The following is a 19,143-nucleotide window of genomic DNA, read 5'->3' on the forward strand; positions in this document are numbered from 1 at the left end:
TGCCTCCGGGTGCGCCTCAGTTCGTGCTGAGGGCGTCCAGGAACGGCTCGATCGCCGCGCGCCAGGCCTCCGGCTGGTCGTAGTGCACCAGGTGGCCGGCGTCGGCGACCTCCGCGTACTGGCCACGGGGCAGGACGCGGACCATCTCCTGGGCCTCGGCGCGGCCCAGTTCGCCGTCGAGGCCGCGCACGACCAGGGCCGGGCAGCGGACCTGGGTCAGCTCCTCCCAGTGCGCGTCGTACACCCAGGTCTCGCGGGAGCGGAGCATCTGTTCCGGCTCGAAGACGGGGCGCCAGCCGTCCGGGGACTCGGCCATCACCTCGGCGTAGAACGCGCCGCGGGCCGGGTTGGGCCGCTCCACCCAGGGGTCGTCCTCGCCGAACCACTTGCGGACGTCGGCGAGCGTGGCGAAGGGCAGCGGCCAGGACTGGAACCACTGGTCCCACTCACGCTGCGACGCCGCGCCGAGCGCGGAGGCCCGCATATCGCAGATGATCAGCCCGCGGACCAGGTCCGGGCGCTTGGCGGCGAGCTGCCAGGCGGTCAGCGCGCCCATGGCGTGACCGATGAGGACGACCGGGTCGAGCCCGAGCTGTTCCAGGGCGGCCTCGACGTCGTCGACGTAGGCGTCACGAGAGAAGGCTCCCCGCGGGGGCTTCTCGCTGCGGCCGTGGCCGCGCTGGTCGAGAGCGACGGCGCGGTACCGGCCGGAGAGCCAGCGGGCGGTGGACGCCCAGTGCGAGGCGCGGCCCATCAGGCCGTGCAGTAACAGCACGCCCGGGGTGCCGTTCGCCGCGGTCCGCGCGCCGGGCGTGCGCTGCGGGTCGTGCGGGTGCCGCGAGTCGTGCGGGTGCTGCGGGTCGTGCGGGTGCTGCGGGTCGTGCGAGTCGTGCGGATCGTGCGCCGGATCGGTCTTGGGCGGGTCTCCGAACTCCCAGGCCGCGAGGCGTACGCCGCCCGTCCCGGTCACGTCGATGCGTCGCGCCATGTCCTGGCACCCCCCAAGCTTCGCGCGGACCGTGGTCGTCTCCGGCCGTTCGGTCCTGTGAACCGTGTTCTGCCTGCTGCGCCTTCTTGCCGTGCCGTGCGTCACCCGCACACTATCGAATGCCCATTCGAGAATGCCGTTCTCGCGGACAACACCCCTCGTTCGAGTGACCACCCTCAGGGATTGATAGCCGCTGCCGAGGGGAGATCTTCAACGGGAGGCGGACCGCTCGGGGAAACCGGTCCGCGGGGGATGACCTTGAGAGCTCGGGGCTCCGGGTCAGCACAGGGGAGGACAGGCCCCGGCGCCACAAGGCGCCGGGGCCCTCCGCATCTCCACGGCGGCACATCCTCCCGCCCCCTCCCCGGCCGGGCGACATCGCTGTCGAGCCACGACCAAGAGCCCTCAGGTCATATGCCTCACGCGACAGCGTCGCACGGGAAGCGGACGAGCGCTGCCATTCGACGGACTGAATCCCGGATACGACAGGATCACGCCAACACCGACGCCAACACCGACGCCAACGCCACCGGCGCGGCCGACCCGGCCGGGCTCAGGGCTTGGCGACGAACACGTGGGAGGCCACCTCCGACTCCAGCTCGGCCGCCTCGCCGCCGCTCCCCACCAGCACACCGCCCGCCGACTCGGTCACGCTGACCACCGAGCCGGGCTGCACGCCCGCCCGCCGCAGCGTGTACATCAGCTGCGCGTCCGTCTGGATCGGCTCGCCGATCCGGCGCACCACGACCGTCTTGCCCTCGGCGCCCGGGTCGAGCGTCGCCAGCGACACCATTCCCTCGTCCAGGAACGGGTCGGCGCCGTCCTTCTCGCCGAGCTCCTCCAGACCCGGGATCGGATTGCCGTACGGCGACTCCGTCGGGTGCCGCAGCAGCTCCAGCACGCGGCGCTCCACGGCCTCGCTCATCACGTGCTCCCAGCGACACGCCTCGGCGTGGACCTGCTCCCACTCCAGGCCGATCACGTCGACGAGCAGACACTCGGCGAGCCGGTGCTTGCGCATCACGCGCGTGGCGAGACGGCGGCCCTCGTCGGTGAGCTCCAGGTGCCGGTCGCTGGCGACGGACACCAGCCCGTCGCGCTCCATCCGCGCCACGGTCTGGCTGACGGTCGGCCCGCTCTGGTCCAGCCGCTCGGCGATACGGGCGCGCATGGGGACCACACCCTCTTCCTCCAGCTCGAGGATGGTGCGGAGATACATCTCCGTGGTGTCGATCAGTCCGGACATACATGCCCCTCGATGAGATCTGCCGGAGGCTGGACGGCTCACCGGCGCGTGCGCTGGCCCTGCACCCAATTCTGCCGGATACCACCGGCAACCGTGCCGCGGGAGGGAAAGCAGGGGATTACTCGGCCCGGCGGAGGGGTACGAACTTCCCCTTCGAGGGCCCCGGAGCCCCGCGGAGCACCGTGGACCCGGCCGTCACGACCGTCTTGACACCGCACTGGTCCAGACCGCACCGTATCGGCGACATGCGCCCACCGAGGCCATCCTGAAGGGACCCCGTATGAGCGACCGCGCGCCGGCCGGCCAGTTCCTCGACGCCGCGATCGACCTGCTGCGGCGGGTCCGCGACGAGGAGGCCGACAGCATCACGGCCGCCGGCACGCTCCTCGCCGACACCGTCGAGAGCGAAGGCCGCCTCTTCGCCTTCGGCGCCGGGCACTCCTCCCTCGCCGCCCAGGACCTCGTCTACCGCGCCGGCGGTCTCGCCCTCATGAACCTGCTCGCCGTGCCGGGCGTCGTCGGCGTCGACGTCATGCCCGCACCCCTCGGCTCCGCCCTGGAACGCGTCGACGGCCTCGCGAGCGCCGTCCTGGACAGCTCCCCGCTCCGCGCCGGCGACGCCCTCCTGATCATCTCCCTGTCCGGGCGCAACGCACTCCCCGTGGAAATGGCCATGAAGGCCCGCGCCCTGGGTGTGCGCGTCATCGGAGTGACCTCGGTCGCCTACGCCTCGGAGACCGAGTCCCGGCACGCCTCGGGGACGTATCTCAAGGACCACTGCGACCTCGTCCTCGACTCGAAGATCGCGGTCGGCGACGCCGAACTCACCCTCGACAACGTCCCGGCCCCCTTCGCCCCCGCCTCCACGGTCGTCACCTCGGCCCTCCTCCAGGCCGTCATGGCCACCACGGCCGCCACCCTCGCCGACCGCGGCCTCGAGCCCCCGCTCCTGCGCTCCGGGAACGTCGACGGCGGGCACGACTGGAACAGCCGCGTGATGGAGCGGTACCGGGACCGGATCTTCTACCGGCACTGAGGTCCCGGAGCCTCGGGCCTCGGGGCCCGGGCCTGGGGCCTGGGGCCTGGGTTCACACCGGCTCGTCCGACAGCCCCGCGAGATCGAGAGCCGCCGCGATCCGTATCGCCACGTCCTCCGCGTACATCGCGTCGGACCGCTCGAACGCGCTGCGCCCGGCTCCCCGCAGGAACGTCACCACACCCAGCGTCCGCCCCCGGCTGCGCAGCACCGCGCACAGCGCGTGCACCGCGTCCGGCGGCCACTGCCGGGCCTCGGCCCACAGCCGGGCCTCCTCCGGCGACGCGGCCCCCGCACTCGCCCGCAGCGCACCGACCCGCTCCACACACTGCAGGGCCGGATGCCCCTTCGCGTACCGCGCGGGCAGCCCCGCGTGCCCCGAGAGCTTGCTCGGCCCCGGCGCGCCGGACGGAGTGGCGGCGACCCGCACCAGCCGTACCGTCCCCTCGGTCTGCGCGTCGGTGAGCGCGCCGCCGGCCACCCGGTCGATCAGCGCATGGTCGGCGAACCCGGCCAGGGCGAAGTCCAGGTGCACCGTCGCCGCCTCCGCCGGGTCCTCGCACTCGGCGGCGGCCCGCGAGGCCCGGTGCAGCTGCTGCGTACGGAACCGCAGCAACGACGCCTCCTGCTCGCTCTGCTTGGCCTCCGTCACATCCTGGAACAGCCACCCCACACCCAGCGGAACCGGCTCCTCCGCGAGGGGCGAGGCCAGCCGTACGAAGCCGCTGCGCCAGCACCGCCGCCGCTCCCCCTCCGGCAGGCGCACCCCCACCCACACCTCGGCGGGCGCGGGCGGCGCGCCCTCCGCCAGCACATGCTGCAGCGCGCTCTCCAGTTCCTCCACGCCCTGCGACAGCAGATCCCCGAGCGGCCGGCCGAGCACGGACGTACGCCCCGTGCCCAGCGCCTTGGCCGCGTGCGCGTTCACCACGGCGGGCCTGAGGTCCACATCCACGAGCACGACGCCCCAGCTGGCGTCCTCGAACAGCGCCTCGCTGAGCGCGATCGACCGCTCCAGATCGATCTGCGCGTGCACCTCGCTGAAGGCGCAGTACACCCCCGCCGGCTTCCCGTCAGGCCCTCGCACGGCCGCCGACTGGGTCCGTACGAGCACCCGCCCGCCGTCCTTCGTCAGCAACGCGAACTCGTTCACCTGCCGGCCCGGGGCGTGCATCGCGGACAGCAGCCGGCTCTCGACCTCCTCGGCGTCCGCGCTGCGCACGGCCCATCCGGCCAGGCCCCGCCGCCCCACGGCCTCGTCCGCGCTCCACCCGAGAATCCGCTCGGCCTCACGGTTCCAGTGCGTCACGACACCGTCGGCGTCGAAGGCACACAGTGCCGCGTCCATCCCGTCCAGCAACGCGGCAAGCAGATCGGACCCGTCCGAACCGTCCCGCTCGGGCTCGTCGGGCCCCAGTTCGTCGGTGGTCCCACTATGCCGGGAAGCACTCACCTGGACCCCCTGCAGGCTGCGTCCGCACGTACCGCACGTCGGTTCGCTACTTGCAATCATTCAACTGGAACGTGACCCAGCGCACACCGTGTTCCCACAACATTGAAGGAATCGTTGTACGAGGGCATTCCCCACGTCAACGCCCGGCAGTCGTCCGACCGCACCCACCGAAGCATTCCAACGATCCGTAGCACGAAGATCGGCTGCGCATTCGAGGAAGCGGCCCTCTTCGCACGGATGAGCGCTGTCGGGCCGGTGAGGCTGTTGTGCAAGCAGACCCACCAGGCTGTGCTTCCTCAGCAGCCTGCGATGTGCAGTTTCTGCCTGGCTACTCGGTGCTGCTGACCGACGATCCCGCGGTGGAGCGGCTGTCCGAGCTGCCGCGGAGCGAGCGGCTGGCGTTTCTGGCCGACATGGATCGGCTGGGGGAAGCCGTCGAGGAGGCCTGCCGACGGGTGGAGGCGGGATTTCGGCGGGTCAATCTGGAGATTCTCGGGAATGCCGACGGGTTTCTGCACGCTCACGTGTGGCCGCGGTACGACTGGGAGCCGGCGGATCTCGTGCGGCTGCCCGTGTGGCTCTATCCGCGTGGGATGTGGGGCGAGGAGCGGTACGCGCTCGGAGCACGGCATGAGCCGCTGCGGGAGGCCATCGGTGCGGAGCTGGACCGGCTCACCGGGTGAGACGTGCTCACGGCCCCACCCGGAGCCGGGTGAGGCCGTGCGGGGGTCGGATCAGTGGGCGATGTCCCCGTAGCCCTCAACCTCGCGGGGGTCGCGGGTGCCCGGGCCGACGTAGCGGGCCGAGGGGCGGACCAGGCGGCCCGTGCGCTTCTGCTCCAGGATGTGGGCGGACCAGCCGGCCGTGCGGGCGCAGGTGAACATGGACGTGAACATGTGCGCCGGGACCTCGGCGAAGTCCAGGACGATGGCCGCCCAGAACTCGACGTTCGTCGCGAGGACGCGGTCGGGGCGGCGGGCGTGGAGTTCCGCGAGGGCCGCCTTCTCCAGGGCCTCGGCGACCTCGAAGCGGGGGGCGCCGAGTTCACGGGCGGTGCGGCGCAGGACCCGGGCGCGGGGGTCCTCGGCGCGGTAGACGCGGTGGCCGAAGCCCATGAGGCGTTCGCCGTTGTCGAGGGCCTGTTTCACGTAGGCCTCGGCGTCGCCCGTGCGTTCGATCTCCTCGATCATGCCGAGGACGCGGGAGGGGGCGCCGCCGTGCAGCGGGCCGGACATGGCTCCCACCGCGCCGGAGAGCGCGGCCGCGACGTCCGCGCCCGTCGAGGCGATCACGCGGGCCGTGAACGTGGACGCATTCATGCCGTGCTCGGCCGCGCTCGTCCAGTACGCGTCCACCGCCGCCACATGCTTGGGGTCCGGCTCGCCGCGCCAGCGGATCATGAAGCGTTCGACGACGGACTGCGCCTTGTCGATCTCCCGCTGCGGGACCATGGGCAGGCCCTGGCCCCGAGCCGACTGGGCGACGTAGGAGAGGGCCATGACGGCGGCGCGGGCCAGGTCGGCGCGGGCCTGCTCCTCGTCGATGTCGAGGAGCGGCTTGAGGCCCCAGACCGGGGCCAGCATGGCCAGGGCCGACTGGACGTCGACGCGGATGTCGCCGGAGTGGACCGGGATGGGGAACGGCTCGGCGGGCGGCAGGCCGGGGTTGAAGGCGCCGTCGACGAGCAGGCCCCAGACGTTGCCGAAGGAGACATGGCCGACGAGGTCCTCGATGTCGACGCCCCGGTACCGGAGTGCGCCGCCCTCCTTATCCGGTTCGGCGATCTCCGTCTCGAACGCGACTACTCCCTCGAGCCCGGGTACGAAGTCGGACATCAGGCGGCTCCTCGTGATGTAAGTGACAGATGGTGTCTGGTGGGGTGAGACGTGTGAACCATGTGTCAGTCAGCTTGCGAAGCGGGCGGCCGTCCGGAGGATCCACGGTCGCCGCGGCGACTCGCGGTCCTGGCCGGTCTCCCCTGTGATGCCCCGTGCGGCTGGCGGTCACCCAACCCGAACGGCATCAGAACGATATCTCCGAGTGCCACCTTTGGGGAGGGTTCACGGCACTCAGTGCCACTCAGTGACGAAGGACACCGTCCATACGGCAAGATGACCGGGTGACCGACCGCGACGCCGTCCCCTTCGATCTGGCCTCGATGCGCAAGCAGTACCGGGCCGAGGGCCTCTCCGAGACCGAGCTGGCCGCCACCCCCGTGGAGCAGTTCGCGCGCTGGTTCAAGCAGGCCGCGACGGACGGCGGGCTGTTCGAGCCGAACGCCATGGTCGTCTCGACGGCCGACGCCGAGGGGCGGACCAGCGCCCGTACGGTTCTGCTGAAGCACTTCGACGAGCAGGGCTTCGTCTTCTACACGAACTACGACTCCCGCAAGGCCCGTGACCTGGCCGAGAACCCGTACGTCTCGCTGCTCTTCCCCTGGCATCCGATGGCCCGGCAGGTCCTCGTCACCGGTGTCGCGCGGCGCACCGGCCGGGACGAGACGGCGGCGTACTTCCGGACCCGGCCACACGGCTCACAGCTGGGCGCGTGGGCCAGCGCCCAGTCCTCCGTGATCTCCACCCGTGCCGACCTCGACGGCGCGTACGCCGAGCTGGCCGCCCGCTATCCGGAGGGCGAGCAGGTGCCCGTACCGCCGCACTGGGGCGGCTTCCGGGTGGCCCCGCAGGCGGTGGAGTTCTGGCAGGGCCGGGAGAACCGGCTGCACGACCGGTTGCGGTACGTGGAGCAGGCTGACGGGAGCTGGCGGGTGGAGCGGCTGAGTCCTTGAGGGCTCAGATCTGTCCGGGGTGCCTCGTCCCAGCCCCAGTCCGGGACGGCGACGGCCGCCGTGCATTCGGGGCGCCCCGGGCAGGTCGGGTCAGCCCAGCGTCTGCTCCAGCAGCCCCGCCCACTGCGCCACCACCCGTTCCCGGCGGGACGCGTCGTCGGTGAGGAGGTTGGCGAGGCCTAGGCCTCGGGCCATGTCGAGGAGGCCCTGGACCGTTTCGCGGACGCCGGGGAGGGATTCGTCGGCGGCGAGGAGGTCGACTGCTATGCGGTGGGTCTCGCGGCCGACGCGGGATTCGAGTTCGGTGACGCGGGGGCGGAGCTGGTCCTCGTTGGAGGCGGCGACCCAGAGGTGGAGGGCGGCGCGGAAGAGGGGGCCCGTGTAGAGGTCGACCAGGGCGGCGACGACCGCGTGGCGGTCTCCGGACGCGCCCTCGGGGAACAGGGCGCGCAGGGCCGTCGAGCGTTCTTCGGCGACGTATTCGACGGCCGCCGTGAAGAGGTCCTCGCGGGTCGGGAAGTGGTGCTGGGCGGCGCCGCGGGAGACGCCCGCGCGTTCGGCGACGACCGACACCGTGGAGCCGGCCCAGCCGTGTTCGGCGAGGCAGGCCACGGCGGCTTCCAGGAGCCGCTGCCGGGTGGCCCGGCTGCGGTCCTGCTTGGGGACCCGCTCCGCACGTTCGGCCGTGCTCACACCACCCATGCCGCATCCCGTCGTTCGAGGAAGGCCGTCATCCCCTCGCGGGCCTGCGGGGAGGAGAACAGCCGGGCCGAGAGCGCGGTCAGGTCGGTCGCGTCCCGGTCGAAGGCTTCCAGCACCCTAGCCGTGAGCAGCCGTTTCGTCTCGGCCAGGGCGTCGGGGGCGGATTTGCGCAGGCCGTCCAGGAGGGGGGCGAGGGTGGTGTCCACGTCGGCGCCGTACGTCGTGAGCAGGCCGGTGCGCTGTGCCTCCGCCGCTTCGAAGCGTTCGCCGGTGAGGTAGTAGCGGGCCAGGGCGCGCGGGTCGGTGCGCGGGAGCAGGGGGAGGGAGATGACCGCGGGGGCGACGCCGATGCGGACCTCCGTGAAGGCGAAGGTGGCCTCGGTGGAGGCGGCGGCGATATCGCATGCGGCCAGCAGGCCGAGGCCGCCCGCGCGGACGTGGCCGGTGACGCGGGCGACGACCGGCTTGGGCAGTTCGATGATCTGCCGCAGCAGGCCGACCAGGGCGTCCGGGGGTGGTGGGTCCTTGAGGTCGGCTCCGGCGCTGAAGGTGTTGCCGGTGTGGGTGAGGACGATCGCGCGGACGCCGGTGTCCTTGCCGGCGTCGGTGAGGGCGTCGGCCAGTTCCGCGACGAGGGCCGCCGACAGGGCGTTGCGGTTGTGCGGTGAGTCGAGGGTGAGGGTTTCGACCGCACGCGCGCGCGTGCGGGTGACGAGGCTCATGTGCGCTCCCTGAGCTGTCGGCGGAGGATCTTGCCGGAGGCCGCTCGGGGGACGCCGACGATGAAGGTGACGTGCCGGATCCGCTTGTAGGGGGCGACCCGTTCGGCGACGAACATCATGACCTCCGCCTCCGAGAGGCCGGTGGCGGACGGCTGGCGGACCACGTAGGCGTGCGGGACCTCGTTGCCGTCGTCGTTGTACGTGCCGATGACGGCGGCGTCGGCGATGCCCGGGTGGGTGAGGAGGAGTGCCTCCAGTTCGGCGGGGGCCACCTGGAAGCCCTTGTACTTGATGAGTTCCTTGACGCGGTCGACGACGAAGAGCCAGCCGTCACCGTCCACGTGGCCGACGTCTCCGGTGTGCAGCCAGCCGTCGGGGTCGATCATCGCGGCGGTGGCGTCGGGGCGGCCGAGGTAGCCCTTCATCACCTGGGGGCCGCGGATGAGGATCTCGCCGGACTCGCCGGCGGGGAGGTCCTTGCCGGGGTCGTCCAGGGAGACGATGCGCATCTCGGTGCCGGCGATGAGCTTGCCGACGGTTCCGGGCGGCGCGGCGCGCATGGCGTCCAGGGGGACGACATGGGTGCCGGGCGACAGTTCCGTCATGCCGTAGGCCTGGCCGACGGGCGGCAGGCCGAGCCGTTCGGAGCAGGCGGCGGCGAGGCGGGCGTCCAGGGGTGCGGCGGCGCTGAGGATGTACTTCAGGGACGACAGGTCGTACTGGGCGACGGCCGGGTGCTTGGCGAGGGCCAGGACGATCGGCGGGGCCACGTAGAGGCCCGTGATGCGGTGGTTCTGGATGGCCGCGAGGAACTGTTCCAGGTCGAAGCGGGGCAGGACGACGACGGTGGCGCCCTTCCTGAGGGGCGCGTTCATCAGGGCCGTGAGGCCGTAGATGTGGAAGAACGGCAGGACGGCGAGGATGCGGTCGCCGGGGCCGGCGGGTATCGCCCCGTCGAGCTGGGCGAGGTTGGTGGCGATCTGCCGGTGGGTGAGCAGCACGCCCTTGGGGGTGCCGGTGGTCCCGGAGGAGTACGGGAGGGCCGCCACGTCCTCGGCGGGGTCGATGTCGATCACCGGCTCGGGGGCGGCGGAGGCCAGCATGTCGATCAGGGACCGGTGGCCGGTGGCGCTGTCGCACACGAAGATCTCGCGTACGCCGCCGGCGAGTTCGGCGGCCCGGCGGGCGATGTCGAGCAGCGGTGAGACGGTGACGATCCAGCGGGCCGCCGAGTCCGTGAGCTGCTTGGCGAACTCCTGGGCGGTGGCGAGCGGGTGCACGGTGGTGACGGTGGCGCCCGCGCGCGTGGCGGCGTAGAAGGCGGTCGGGAAGGCGATGGTGTTGGGGCTGTGCAGGGCGAGGACGTCGCCCTTGCGCACCCCGGCCTCGGCGAGCCCAGCGGCGACGCGCCGGTGGAAGCGGTCCAGTTGCTCGTAGGAGAGTGTGGTGCCGTCGGTGCCGTCGATCAGCGCGGGGATACCGCCGAACTCCGCGGCCCGGGCCAGGACCGCGTCGTGGATGGGCAGGTCGACGGGCGGGACGTCTGCGTACTCGCTGCGGAACATGGTTCCTCCTCGCGCGCGGGCCGTCGCCGGCCGCCTCAGTACGACTTGGGCAGGCCCAGGGTCTGGTGGGAGACGTAGTTCAGAATCATCTCCCGGCTCACCGGTGCGATACGAGCCACGCGCGCGGCCGTTATCAGCTGCGCCAGGCCGTACTCGCGGGTGAGGCCGTTGCCGCCGAGGGTGTGCACGGCCTGGTCCACGGCCTTCACACAGGCCTCCCCGGCGGCGTACTTCGCCATGTTGGCGGCCTCTCCGGCGCCCATGTCGTCGCCCACGTCGTACAGGTGGGCGGCCTTCTGCGTCATCAGGTGGGCGAGTTCGAGCTCGATGTGCGCCTGGGCCAGGGGGTGGGCGATGGCCTGGTGGGCGCCGATGGGGGTCTTCCAGACCTGCCGGTCGCGGGCGTACTCGATGGCCCGCGCGAGCGCGTAGCGGCCCATGCCGATCGCGAAGGCGGCCGTCATGACGCGCTCGGGGTTGAGGCCGGCGAAGAGTTGCAGCAGGCCGGCGTCCTCGTCGCCGACGAGGGCGTCGGCGGGCAGCCGTACGTCGTCGAGGGTCAGCTCGAACTGCTTCTCGGCGGCGTTGAGTTCCATGTCGATGGGGCGGCGTTCGAACCCGGGGGTGTCGCGCGGGACGATGAACAGGCAGGGCTTGAGGCTGCCGGTGCGGGCGTCCTCGGTGCGGCCGACGATGAGGGTCGCGTCCGCGATGTCGACGCCGGAGATGAAGACCTTGCGGCCGGTGAGGATCCAGTCGGCTCCGTCACGGTGAGCCGTGGTCGTGATGCGGTGTGAATTGGACCCGGCGTCGGGTTCGGTGATGCCGAAGGCCATGGTGCGGGTGCCGTCGGCGAAGGCCGGGAGCCAGTGCCGCTTCTGTTCTTCCGTGCCGAAGCGGGCGATGACCGTGCCGCAGATGGCGGGTGAGACGACCATCATCAGGAGCGGGCAGCCGGCGGCGCCCAGTTCTTCGAGCACGAGGGAGAGTTCGGCGATTCCGCCGCCTCCGCCGCCGTAGGCCTCCGGCAGGTTGACGCCGAGGTAGCCGAGTTTTCCTGCCTCGGACCAGAGTGCCTCTCGGTCGTAGGTGCGGCCGTGGCGTTTGCCTAGTGCCGCTACGGCCGATCGGAGGGCCTTGTGCTCATCGGTTTCGATCGTGGGCATGTGACTCCTTCGTCGTGGCTGGTCGCGCGCACGCGGCGGAGCCGCAAATTCGATGCGGCCCCGCGCCCCTAAGGGGTCTCCTTCACCACCGCAAGTAGTGCGCCCGGCTCCACCTGTTGTCCGGGTACGGCGTGCAATTCGCTCAGCGTTCCTGTGGTCGGGGCCGTGATCTTGTGCTGCATCTTCATCGCTTCGAGCCAGAGGATCGGTTCACCGGCCTTGACGGGGGTTCCCGCGGTGAGGCCGTCGGCCACTCGGACGACCGTGCCGGGCATGGGGGCCAGGAGGGAGCCGAGGGCGTGCTGGGCCGTGGGGTCGGGGAAGCGGGGCAGGGGCGTGAGGGTGGTGGTGTTGACGTAGAGGTGGTCGCCGTAGCGGGACACCTCGAACCTTCGCCGTACGCCGTCCACTTCGAGGACGACGAGGCGGGCGTCGGCGTGTACGACGGTCACCCCGTCCGCTTCCAGGCCCGTGCGGGTGTGGCGGTAGTGGACCTCGTGTTCCTCCCCCGCCATCGCATAGCGCTTGATCTGCGGTTGTGAGGGGACGTTGCGCCAGCCGCCGAAGCGGGAGCGGGACCGGGGGCCGGTGTGGGCGTCGGCGAGGGCCGCGGCGAGGGGGGCGTGCGGGTCGGGGGCGGGGGTGGTCAGGTCGGGCAGGTGGCGGTCGTAGAAGCCGGTGTCCATGCGGGCCGCGGTGAACTCGGGGTGGCGCAGGGAGCCGACCAGGAGGTCGCGGTTGGTGACGGGGCCGTGGATCACGGTCCGTTCCAGGGCGGAGGCGAGCTTGCGGAGGGCCTCCGTGCGCGTGGGGGCGTGGGCCACGACCTTGGCGAGCATGGGGTCGTAGTGGACGCCGATCGTGTCGCCGTCGGTGTAGCCGGTGTCCAGGCGGACGCCTTCCGGCACGGACAGGCGGTGCAGAGGGCCGGTCTGCGGGGTCCAGTCGCGGGAGGGGTCCTCGGCGTACAGGCGGGCCTCGACGGCGTGGCCACGCGCGCGTGGAGGCTCGTCGTCGAGGGGGTGGCCTTCGGCGACGCGGATCTGCTCGGCGACCAGGTCGAGGCCGAACACGGCCTCCGTCACGGGGTGTTCGACCTGGAGGCGGGTGTTCATCTCCAGGAAGTGCGCCCTGCCGTCGGCGACGAGGAACTCGACCGTTCCGGCGCCCACGTAGTCGACGGCTCGGGCGGCCCGTACGGCGAGGGTGCTCAGCTCCTGCCGGAGTTCCTCGGGGAGTCCGGGTGCCGGGGCCTCCTCGACGACCTTCTGGTGGCGGCGCTGGAGGGAGCAGTCGCGGGTGCCGAGCGGCAGGACCGTGCCGTGGGTGTCGGCGAGGATCTGGACCTCGACATGGCGGCCGTTCTCCACGTACGGCTCGACGAAGACCTCGCCGTCGCCGAAGGCGCTCGCGGCTTCGGCGCGTGCGGAGGCCAGTTCGGCGTCCAGGTCCGCGAGTCGTCGTACGACGCGCATGCCGCGTCCGCCGCCGCCCGCCGCCGCCTTCACCAGCACAGGCAGGTCGGCTTCGGTGACGTGGGTGAGGGGCTGGATGTCCATGAGCTGCTTGGCGCGGGTCTTGGACGCCATCGCCTCGATGGCCTCGGGGGGCGGGCCGATCCAGAGCAGGCCCGCGTCCTGGACGGCCCGGGCGAAGCCGGCGTTCTCGGAGAGGAAGCCGTAGCCGGGGTGCACGGCGTCCGCGCCGGCCGCGACGGCGGCCTTCACGATGAGGTCGCCGCGCAGATAGGTGTCGGCGGGCGCCTCCCCCGGAAGTCGTACGCTCGCGTCGGCCACGCGTGCGTGGAGGGCGCCCTCGTCCGCGTCCGAGTGGACGGCGATGGTGCGGATTCCCAGCTCACGGCAGGTGCGGAAGACGCGGCAGGCGATCTCGCCCCGGTTCGCCACCAGAACAGAAGTAATCATTGCCTCACATCCGGAAGACGCCGAAGCCACCGCGTGCGCCCTCGTAGGGGGCCGTGTGGATGGCGGACAGGCACAGGCCGAGGACGGTGCGGGTGTCGCGCGGGTCGATGACGCCGTCGTCGTACAGCCGTCCGGACAGGAACATCGGCAGCGACTCGGACTCGATCTGCTGCTCCACCATGGCGCGCAGGGCGGCGTCCGCCTCCTCGTCGTACGGCTGTCCCTTGGCGGCGGCGGACTGGCGGGCGACGATCGACAGCACGCCCGCGAGCTGCTGCGGGCCCATGACGGCCGACTTGGCGCCGGGCCAGGCGAAGAGGAAGCGGGGGTCGTAGGCCCGGCCGCACATGCCGTAGTGGCCGGCGCCGTAGGAGGCGCCGAGCAGGACGGAGAGATGGGGGACGCGGCTGTTGCTGACCGCGTTGATCATCATCGCGCCGTGCTTGATGATGCCGCCCTGCTCGTACTCCTTGCCGACCATGTAGCCGGTGGTGTTGTGCAGGAAGAGCAGCGGGATGTCGCGCTGGTTGGCGAGCTGGATGAACTGGGCGGCCTTCTGGGACTCCGCGCTGAAGAGGACCCCTTGGGCGTTGGCGAGGATGCCGATGGGATAGCCGTGCAGGGTGGCCCAGCCGGTGGTCAGGCTCGTGCCGTAGAGCGGCTTGAACTCGTCGAAGTCGGAGGCGTCGACGATGCGGGCGATGACCTCGCGCGGGCCGAAGGGGCTCTTCAGGTCGCCGGGGACGATGCCGAGGAGTTCGTCGGCGGCGTACTTGGGGGGCTCGGCCGGACCCGGATCGTCGTACGCCTTGCGGTGGTTGAGACGGGCGACCACGCGCCGGGCCTGGCGGAGCGCGTCGGGCTCGTCGACGGCGAAGTAGTCGGCGAGGCCGGACACGCGCGCGTGCATCTCGGCGCCGCCCAGGGACTCGTCGTCGCTCTCCTCGCCCGTGGCCATCTTCACCAGCGGCGGGCCGCCGAGGAACACCTTGGCCCGCTCCTTGACCATGATCACGTGGTCGGACATGCCGGGGATGTAGGCGCCGCCGGCGGTGGAGTTGCCGAAGACGACGGCGACGGTCGGGATACCGGCCGCCGACAGCCGTGTCAGATCGCGGAAGATCGCGCCGCCGGGGATGAAGATCTCCTTCTGGGACGGCAGATCGGCTCCGCCGGACTCCACCAGGCTGATGCAGGGCAGCCGGTTGGCGAGGGCGATGTCGTTCGCGCGCAGGGCCTTCTTCAGCGACCAGGGGTTGCTCGCTCCCCCGCGCACGGTCGGGTCGTTGGCGGTGATCAGGCACTCCACGCCCTCGACGACACCGATGCCGGTGACGAGGGACGCGCCGACGGTGTGGTCACTGCCCCAGGCGGCCAGCGGGGACAGCTCCAGGAACGGGGTGTCGGGGTCGAGGAGCAGCTCGACGCGCTCGCGGGCGAGGAGTTTGCCGCGTTTCCGGTGCCGTGCCACGTACTTCTCGCCGCCGCCCGCGAGGGCCTTGGCGTGCTCGGCGTCGAGTTCGGTGAGCTTGGCGAGCATCGCCTCGCGGTTGTCCCGGTGGTCGGGGCTGTTCGGGTCGAGCGCGGAGGTCAGGACGGTCACAGGAGGGCCTCCGGTATGTCCAGGTGGCGGGAGCGCAGCCATTCGCCGAGGGCCTTGGCCTGCGGGTCGAAGCGGTGCTGGTCGGCGACGCCGGCGCCGAGGATGCCCTCGACGACGAAGTTGAGGGCGCGGAGACCGGGCAGGAGGTGCCGGGTGACGTCGAGGCCGCGGCTCTCGGGGATCAGCTGCTGGAATCGTTCGGCCGTCAGCTCGTGCGCGAGCCACCGCCAGGCGTCGTCCGTGCGGGCCCACACCCCGACGTTGGCGTTGCCGCCCTTGTCGCCGCTGCGGGCGCCCGCGACAAGGCCGAGGGGGGCGTTCCGGGTGGGGCCGGCGGCCGGCGGCTCCGGCAGGGGCGGTTCCGGTACGTCGTCGAGTACGGCGGTGTCGTGGGCCGGGGGCACGGGGATGCGGCGTCCGTCATGGAGGACGGCCACATGGTCGACGGCCCTATGGGGCACGTACACATCCTCGAAGACCCCGTACGGCGAGCCCTTTCCAGGTGGCGCGAGCACATGGAAGCCGGGGTAACTGGCGAGCGCCAGCTCCACGGCCGCCCCGCTCAGCGCCCGCCCGACGGTCTGCTGGTCCGGGTCCCGTACGACGAGCCGCAGCAGCGCGCTCGCCGTCTCCTCGCTCGGGGCGTCGGGCCGGTCGGTGCGGACCAGCTCCCAGCGCACGTCGGCGACCTTGCCGAGAGCCGGTTCCAACTGCTCCCGCACCAGCGCTGCCTTGGCCTCGATGTCGAGGCCGGTGAGCACGAAGACGACCTCGTTGCGGAAGCCGCCGAGCTTGTTGAGCCCGACCTTGAGGGTGGGCGGGGGCGCCTCTCCGCGCACGCCGTCGATCCGCACCCGGTCGGGCCCGTCCTGGCCGAGCCGTACGGTGTCCAGCCGGGTGGTGACGTCGGGCCCCGCGTACCGGGCGCCGGCCGTCTCGTACAGCAACTGGGCGGTGACGGTGCCGACGTCGACGAAGCCGCCGGTGCCGGGGTGCTTGGTGATGACGCAGCCGCCGTCCTCGTGGAGTTCGGCGAGCGGGAAGCCGGGGCGTCTCAGGTCGGCGTCGCTCTCGTGGAAGAAGGCGTAGTTGCCGCCGGTGGCCTGCGCCCCGCACTCCAGGACGTGCCCGGCGACGACGGCCCCCGCGAGCCGGTCGTAGTCCGTCTCCCTCCACCCGAAGTGGGCGGCGGCGGGCCCGGTGACGAGGGCCGCGTCCGTCACCCGACCGGTGACGACGAGGTCCGCGCCCTCCCGCAGACAGGCCGCGATGCCGAACCCGCCGAGGTAGGCGTGGGCGGCGAGGCTGCCGGGGTGGCGGGCGGTGAGGTCGTCGCCCTCGACATGGGCGACGCGGACGGGGATGCCGAGCCGGTCGGCCAAGTGCCGTACGGCGTCGGCGAGTCCGGCCGGGTTGAGCCCGCCGGCGTTGGTGACGATCTTGACGCCCCGCTCATGGGCGATCCCCAGGCAGTCCTCCAACTGCCGCAGGAACGTGCGGGCGTACCCGGCGGCCGGGTCCTTCAGCCGGTCACGGCCGAGGATCAGCATCGTCAGCTCGGCGAGGTAGTCACCGGTGAGGACGTCGAGTTCGCCGCCGGTGAGCATCTCGCGCAGGGCGTCGAAGCGGTCGCCGTAGAAGCCGGAGGCGTTGCCGATGCGCAAGGTCACCCGGGCTCCCCCTCCCCCTTCGGCTTCGGCATGCGGCCGTTGCCCGGCGGTCCCGCGAAGGCCTGGGCGAGGTCGAGCCAGCGGTCGGCGTCGGGGCCTTCGGCGCGCAGGGCGAGGTCGCCGCGGTGGGCGCGCTGGGTGACCAGGAGGCAGAAGTCGAGGGCGGGGCCGGTGACGCGTTGCGGGGCGTCCTCGGGGCCGTACGCCCACACGTCGCCGGACGGTGCGCGCAGTTCGACGCGGAAGGGGTCGGCCGGCGGGGTCAGCCCGTGCGCCCCGTAGGCGAAGTCCCGGGTCCGCACCCCGAGCCAGGCCACATGCCGCAGCCGGTCGGTGGGTGGGCGCACCACACCCAGGGCGTCGGCCACGTCCTGGCCGTGGGCCCAGGTCTCCATAAGACGGGCCGTCGCCATGGAGGCGGCCGACATGGGCGGGCCGTACCAGGGGAAGCGCGCCTTGGGCGGGGCGGCCCGCAGCGCCTTCTCCAGCGCCGTACGCCCCTCACGCCACCGTGCGAGCAGTTCGGCGGGCGGGAGCGCTGCCCCCTCCTCGGCGCCCTCGTCGACGAAGGAGCCCGGGGCCGCGAGGGCCTTCTCGACCAGGGCGCGGAAGCCGTCGGCGTCCGTGACGGCGAGCAGGGACGAACGGTCGGTCCAGGCGAGGTGGGCGACCTGGTGGGCGACGGTCCAGCCGGGCGCGGGGGTGGCGAGCGCCCAGCGGGGCGTGCTCAGCCCGGCCACGAGACGGTCGAGTTCCTCGCTCTCCTCGCGCAGGTCGTCGATCACGGATGTCGGATCGGACACGGGCGCTCCCTGGGGCACGGCGGTGTGCGGGGTGGTGCGGAGTCGTGCGGCGTGCTGTGGAGCATGGCAGGGGGGTCAGAAACAATCAAGCATGCTTGCATGAAAAAAGGAGGGTGGCCGGACGCGTCCCCGGTCGGGGCCTATCCGTCGATGTCGAGCGCCGTCCCGTACAGCCGGTCCACCCTCAGCCGGACGACGACCCGGCGTTCGGCCACCAACTCCTCCAGGAACGCCTCCTCGTCCTCCGGCTCCGCGCCCCGCGGGATCATCCCGAGCAGCTCCCGCCCGACCGCGTCACCGGGAACGGCAGTGACCCCGGAGACCTCGGCCTCGCCCTCCGCGACGGCGAACGACCACACGTCCCCGCCCTGCACATGCAGCGCCGCACGCGGGTCGCGTCTCAGATGCTTGACCTTGATCCGCTCGGCCGTCGTCGAGAACCGCACGATCCGAGCCTCGGGGTCCCAGCTGTAGACCATCGTGGTCAGGTGGGGCCTGCCATCACGCTTGACGCTGGCGAGCGTGCCGAACTGCTGCTTGCCGAGGAGGTCGGAGAGGGCTTCGTCGGAGAGGGGGCGGGGAGCAGGGCGTTGAGTCATGAACGAGGCAACTGCGTCGCCCGCGGCGTTATTTCGCTTGTCGGCGGGCGATCGCGAGCAGATGGGAACTCGCCGCCAGCAGCTCCGGGTAGGGCTCGGCCATGCGTGCGGCGGTCAACGCCGACTCGAACAGGGCCGTATCGCTGAACGGCTGGCCGGTGTTGCGCTCGGCCGCCGCGAGCATGGACCAGGCCGGACCTTCGATTCCGTACACCTCGGCGCCGTCGAAGCCGGCCTCCGCCACCTCGTCACGCAACTGCTCGCCGCTGTGGAAGTAAGCGGCGGTGAAGGCCTTCTTCCCGTCATGGATCTGCGTGGCCAGGATGCCGGTGATGCTCTGCCGCATGGGCTCCTTGTGCAGGTGCGCGAAGGCGGCGTGCTCGAACAACGACGCGTAGCGGTTGATACCGGCCGCCGCGAGAAGACCGCCCGGCTTGAGAACGCGGTGGGCCTCGGCCAGCGCCTGGTCGCGGTCCGCGCGTTCGAGCAGGTGGTAGAGAGGGCCCAGCAGGAGCACGACGTCGTACGAGGCATCCTCGGCCGTGAGCCGGCGGGCGTCTCCGAGTTCGACGCCGGCGCCGGTCTGCCGGGCCTGTTCGAGGTGGCGTGGGATCGGGTCCACCAGATGAAGGTCGTAGCCGTCCTGGACGAGCCACCGGGCGTGGGCCCCCGGGCCGCCTCCGATGTCGAGGATCCGGGCCGGGGCTGAGGGGAGGTGCCGTCGCAGCAGTTCCTGCGTGCGTACCATCTCCAGGCGGCCGTCGGCTGTCGTGGTGAGCCGGTCCGCCTCGTCGATGGTCTCCGTGTAGAACCTCACGATCTCCGGGGCTGTCTCAGGGCTCGTCATGCGGGCATTGTGGTGGCTCGCCGGTGGACC

Annotated in this window: 17 protein-coding genes; 3 read left to right on the forward strand and 14 right to left on the reverse strand. The window is 72.0% G+C overall.

The features are described from left to right. Positions 1–16: 16 nt before the first annotated feature. Both ACZ6I3_RS09790 and ACZ6I3_RS09795 read right to left on the reverse strand, forming a co-directional pair. Positions 17–988: an alpha/beta fold hydrolase gene (locus tag ACZ6I3_RS09790; RefSeq protein WP_469413293.1), complete on the reverse strand. Its 972-nt coding sequence runs from the start codon at positions 986–988 to the stop codon at positions 17–19. 553 nt (positions 989–1,541) lie between these two features. Further along, complete coding sequence (locus ACZ6I3_RS09795; protein ID WP_215120741.1) at positions 1,542–2,234, reverse strand: metal-dependent transcriptional regulator; 693 nt, start codon at positions 2,232–2,234, stop codon at positions 1,542–1,544. 280 nt (positions 2,235–2,514) lie between these two features. Here ACZ6I3_RS09795 and ACZ6I3_RS09800 point away from each other — a divergent pair, with 280 nt between their 5' ends. Continuing rightward, positions 2,515–3,270, forward strand: coding sequence for an SIS domain-containing protein (locus tag ACZ6I3_RS09800; RefSeq protein ID WP_469413295.1), 756 nt, complete (start codon positions 2,515–2,517; stop codon positions 3,268–3,270). 52 nt (positions 3,271–3,322) lie between these two features. Here ACZ6I3_RS09800 and ACZ6I3_RS09805 read toward each other — a convergent pair whose 3' ends face one another. After that, positions 3,323–4,783, reverse strand: a complete 1,461-nt coding sequence (locus ACZ6I3_RS09805; protein WP_469413296.1) for a PAS domain-containing protein — start codon at positions 4,781–4,783, stop codon at positions 3,323–3,325. A 206-nt stretch (positions 4,784–4,989) separates the two neighbouring features. Here ACZ6I3_RS09805 and ACZ6I3_RS09810 point away from each other — a divergent pair, with 206 nt between their 5' ends. Next, positions 4,990–5,406, forward strand: coding sequence for a diadenosine tetraphosphate hydrolase (locus ACZ6I3_RS09810; RefSeq protein ID WP_469413298.1), 417 nt, complete (start codon positions 4,990–4,992; stop codon positions 5,404–5,406). A 51-nt stretch (positions 5,407–5,457) separates the two neighbouring features. Here the strand turns inward: ACZ6I3_RS09810 and ACZ6I3_RS09815 are convergent, their stop codons facing one another. Beyond that, positions 5,458–6,558: a citrate synthase 2 gene (locus ACZ6I3_RS09815; protein ID WP_469413300.1), complete on the reverse strand. Its 1,101-nt coding sequence runs from the start codon at positions 6,556–6,558 to the stop codon at positions 5,458–5,460. 284 nt (positions 6,559–6,842) lie between these two features. Here ACZ6I3_RS09815 and pdxH point away from each other — a divergent pair, with 284 nt between their 5' ends. Continuing rightward, positions 6,843–7,511 (forward strand): pyridoxamine 5'-phosphate oxidase, encoded by a 669-nt coding sequence (gene pdxH / locus ACZ6I3_RS09820; protein WP_469413303.1) that lies wholly within the window; start codon positions 6,843–6,845, stop codon positions 7,509–7,511. Between the two features lie 90 nt (positions 7,512–7,601). Here pdxH and ACZ6I3_RS09825 read toward each other — a convergent pair whose 3' ends face one another. The 10 genes from ACZ6I3_RS09825 to ACZ6I3_RS09870 all read right to left on the reverse strand — a co-directional run bounded on the left by ACZ6I3_RS09825 (position 7,602) and on the right by ACZ6I3_RS09870 (position 19,113). After that, entirely contained in the window at positions 7,602–8,213 is a 612-nt protein-coding gene (locus ACZ6I3_RS09825) for a TetR/AcrR family transcriptional regulator (protein ID WP_469413305.1), read from the reverse strand. Beyond that, on the reverse strand, positions 8,201–8,935 hold the full coding sequence (locus tag ACZ6I3_RS09830) for an enoyl-CoA hydratase family protein (RefSeq protein WP_469413307.1): 735 nt from the start codon (positions 8,933–8,935) through the stop codon (positions 8,201–8,203). Before ACZ6I3_RS09830 ends, ACZ6I3_RS09825 begins: the two co-directional genes overlap by 13 nt. Further along, the gene (locus ACZ6I3_RS09835) at positions 8,932–10,500 is read right to left on the reverse strand and encodes a 4-coumarate--CoA ligase family protein (protein WP_469413308.1); all 1,569 of its coding nucleotides are present in this window, start codon (positions 10,498–10,500) and stop codon (positions 8,932–8,934) included. Before ACZ6I3_RS09835 ends, ACZ6I3_RS09830 begins: the two co-directional genes overlap by 4 nt. Positions 10,501–10,535: 35 nt before the next feature. Further along, on the reverse strand, positions 10,536–11,666 hold the full coding sequence (locus tag ACZ6I3_RS09840; RefSeq protein ID WP_469413310.1) for an acyl-CoA dehydrogenase family protein: 1,131 nt from the start codon (positions 11,664–11,666) through the stop codon (positions 10,536–10,538). Between the two features lie 68 nt (positions 11,667–11,734). Further along, positions 11,735–13,591: an acetyl/propionyl/methylcrotonyl-CoA carboxylase subunit alpha gene (locus tag ACZ6I3_RS09845; RefSeq protein WP_469413312.1), complete on the reverse strand. Its 1,857-nt coding sequence runs from the start codon at positions 13,589–13,591 to the stop codon at positions 11,735–11,737. Positions 13,592–13,595: 4 nt separating this feature from the next. Further along, positions 13,596–15,194 carry an acyl-CoA carboxylase subunit beta gene (locus tag ACZ6I3_RS09850; protein ID WP_469413314.1) on the reverse strand — a complete coding sequence of 533 codons (1,599 nt, stop codon included), beginning with the start codon at positions 15,192–15,194 and terminating at the stop codon, positions 13,596–13,598. Beyond that, positions 15,191–16,864 (reverse strand): acyclic terpene utilization AtuA family protein, encoded by a 1,674-nt coding sequence (locus ACZ6I3_RS09855; protein ID WP_469413315.1) that lies wholly within the window; start codon positions 16,862–16,864, stop codon positions 15,191–15,193. Before ACZ6I3_RS09855 ends, ACZ6I3_RS09850 begins: the two co-directional genes overlap by 4 nt. Further along, positions 16,861–17,667, reverse strand: coding sequence for a TIGR03084 family metal-binding protein (locus ACZ6I3_RS09860; protein WP_469413317.1), 807 nt, complete (start codon positions 17,665–17,667; stop codon positions 16,861–16,863). The genes ACZ6I3_RS09855 and ACZ6I3_RS09860 overlap by 4 nt, the downstream gene beginning before the upstream one ends. Positions 17,668–17,807: 140 nt before the next feature. Next, complete coding sequence (locus tag ACZ6I3_RS09865) at positions 17,808–18,266, reverse strand: pyridoxamine 5'-phosphate oxidase family protein (RefSeq protein ID WP_469413319.1); 459 nt, start codon at positions 18,264–18,266, stop codon at positions 17,808–17,810. A gap of 28 nt (positions 18,267–18,294) precedes the next feature. Continuing rightward, positions 18,295–19,113: a class I SAM-dependent methyltransferase gene (locus ACZ6I3_RS09870; protein WP_469413321.1), complete on the reverse strand. Its 819-nt coding sequence runs from the start codon at positions 19,111–19,113 to the stop codon at positions 18,295–18,297. Between the last annotated feature and the right edge of the window lie 30 nt (positions 19,114–19,143).

Source organism: Streptomyces sp. NPDC041940 (assembly GCF_055589465.1).

Coding starts and splice junctions, on each gene's coding strand:
- ACZ6I3_RS09790 (WP_469413293.1), bottom strand. CDS start 988: ATGGCGCGACGCATCGACGTGACCGGGACGGGCGGCGTACGCCTCGCG.
- ACZ6I3_RS09795 (WP_215120741.1), bottom strand. CDS start 2,234: ATGTCCGGACTGATCGACACCACGGAGATGTATCTCCGCACCATCCTC.
- ACZ6I3_RS09800 (WP_469413295.1), top strand. CDS start 2,515: ATGAGCGACCGCGCGCCGGCCGGCCAGTTCCTCGACGCCGCGATCGAC.
- ACZ6I3_RS09805 (WP_469413296.1), bottom strand. CDS start 4,783: ATGATTGCAAGTAGCGAACCGACGTGCGGTACGTGCGGACGCAGCCTG.
- ACZ6I3_RS09815 (WP_469413300.1), bottom strand. CDS start 6,558: ATGTCCGACTTCGTACCCGGGCTCGAGGGAGTAGTCGCGTTCGAGACG.
- ACZ6I3_RS09825 (WP_469413305.1), bottom strand. CDS start 8,213: ATGGGTGGTGTGAGCACGGCCGAACGTGCGGAGCGGGTCCCCAAGCAG.
- ACZ6I3_RS09830 (WP_469413307.1), bottom strand. CDS start 8,935: ATGAGCCTCGTCACCCGCACGCGCGCGCGTGCGGTCGAAACCCTCACC.
- ACZ6I3_RS09835 (WP_469413308.1), bottom strand. CDS start 10,500: ATGTTCCGCAGCGAGTACGCAGACGTCCCGCCCGTCGACCTGCCCATC.
- ACZ6I3_RS09840 (WP_469413310.1), bottom strand. CDS start 11,666: ATGCCCACGATCGAAACCGATGAGCACAAGGCCCTCCGATCGGCCGTA.
- ACZ6I3_RS09845 (WP_469413312.1), bottom strand. CDS start 13,591: ATGATTACTTCTGTTCTGGTGGCGAACCGGGGCGAGATCGCCTGCCGC.
- ACZ6I3_RS09865 (WP_469413319.1), bottom strand. CDS start 18,266: ATGACTCAACGCCCTGCTCCCCGCCCCCTCTCCGACGAAGCCCTCTCC.
- ACZ6I3_RS09870 (WP_469413321.1), bottom strand. CDS start 19,113: ATGACGAGCCCTGAGACAGCCCCGGAGATCGTGAGGTTCTACACGGAG.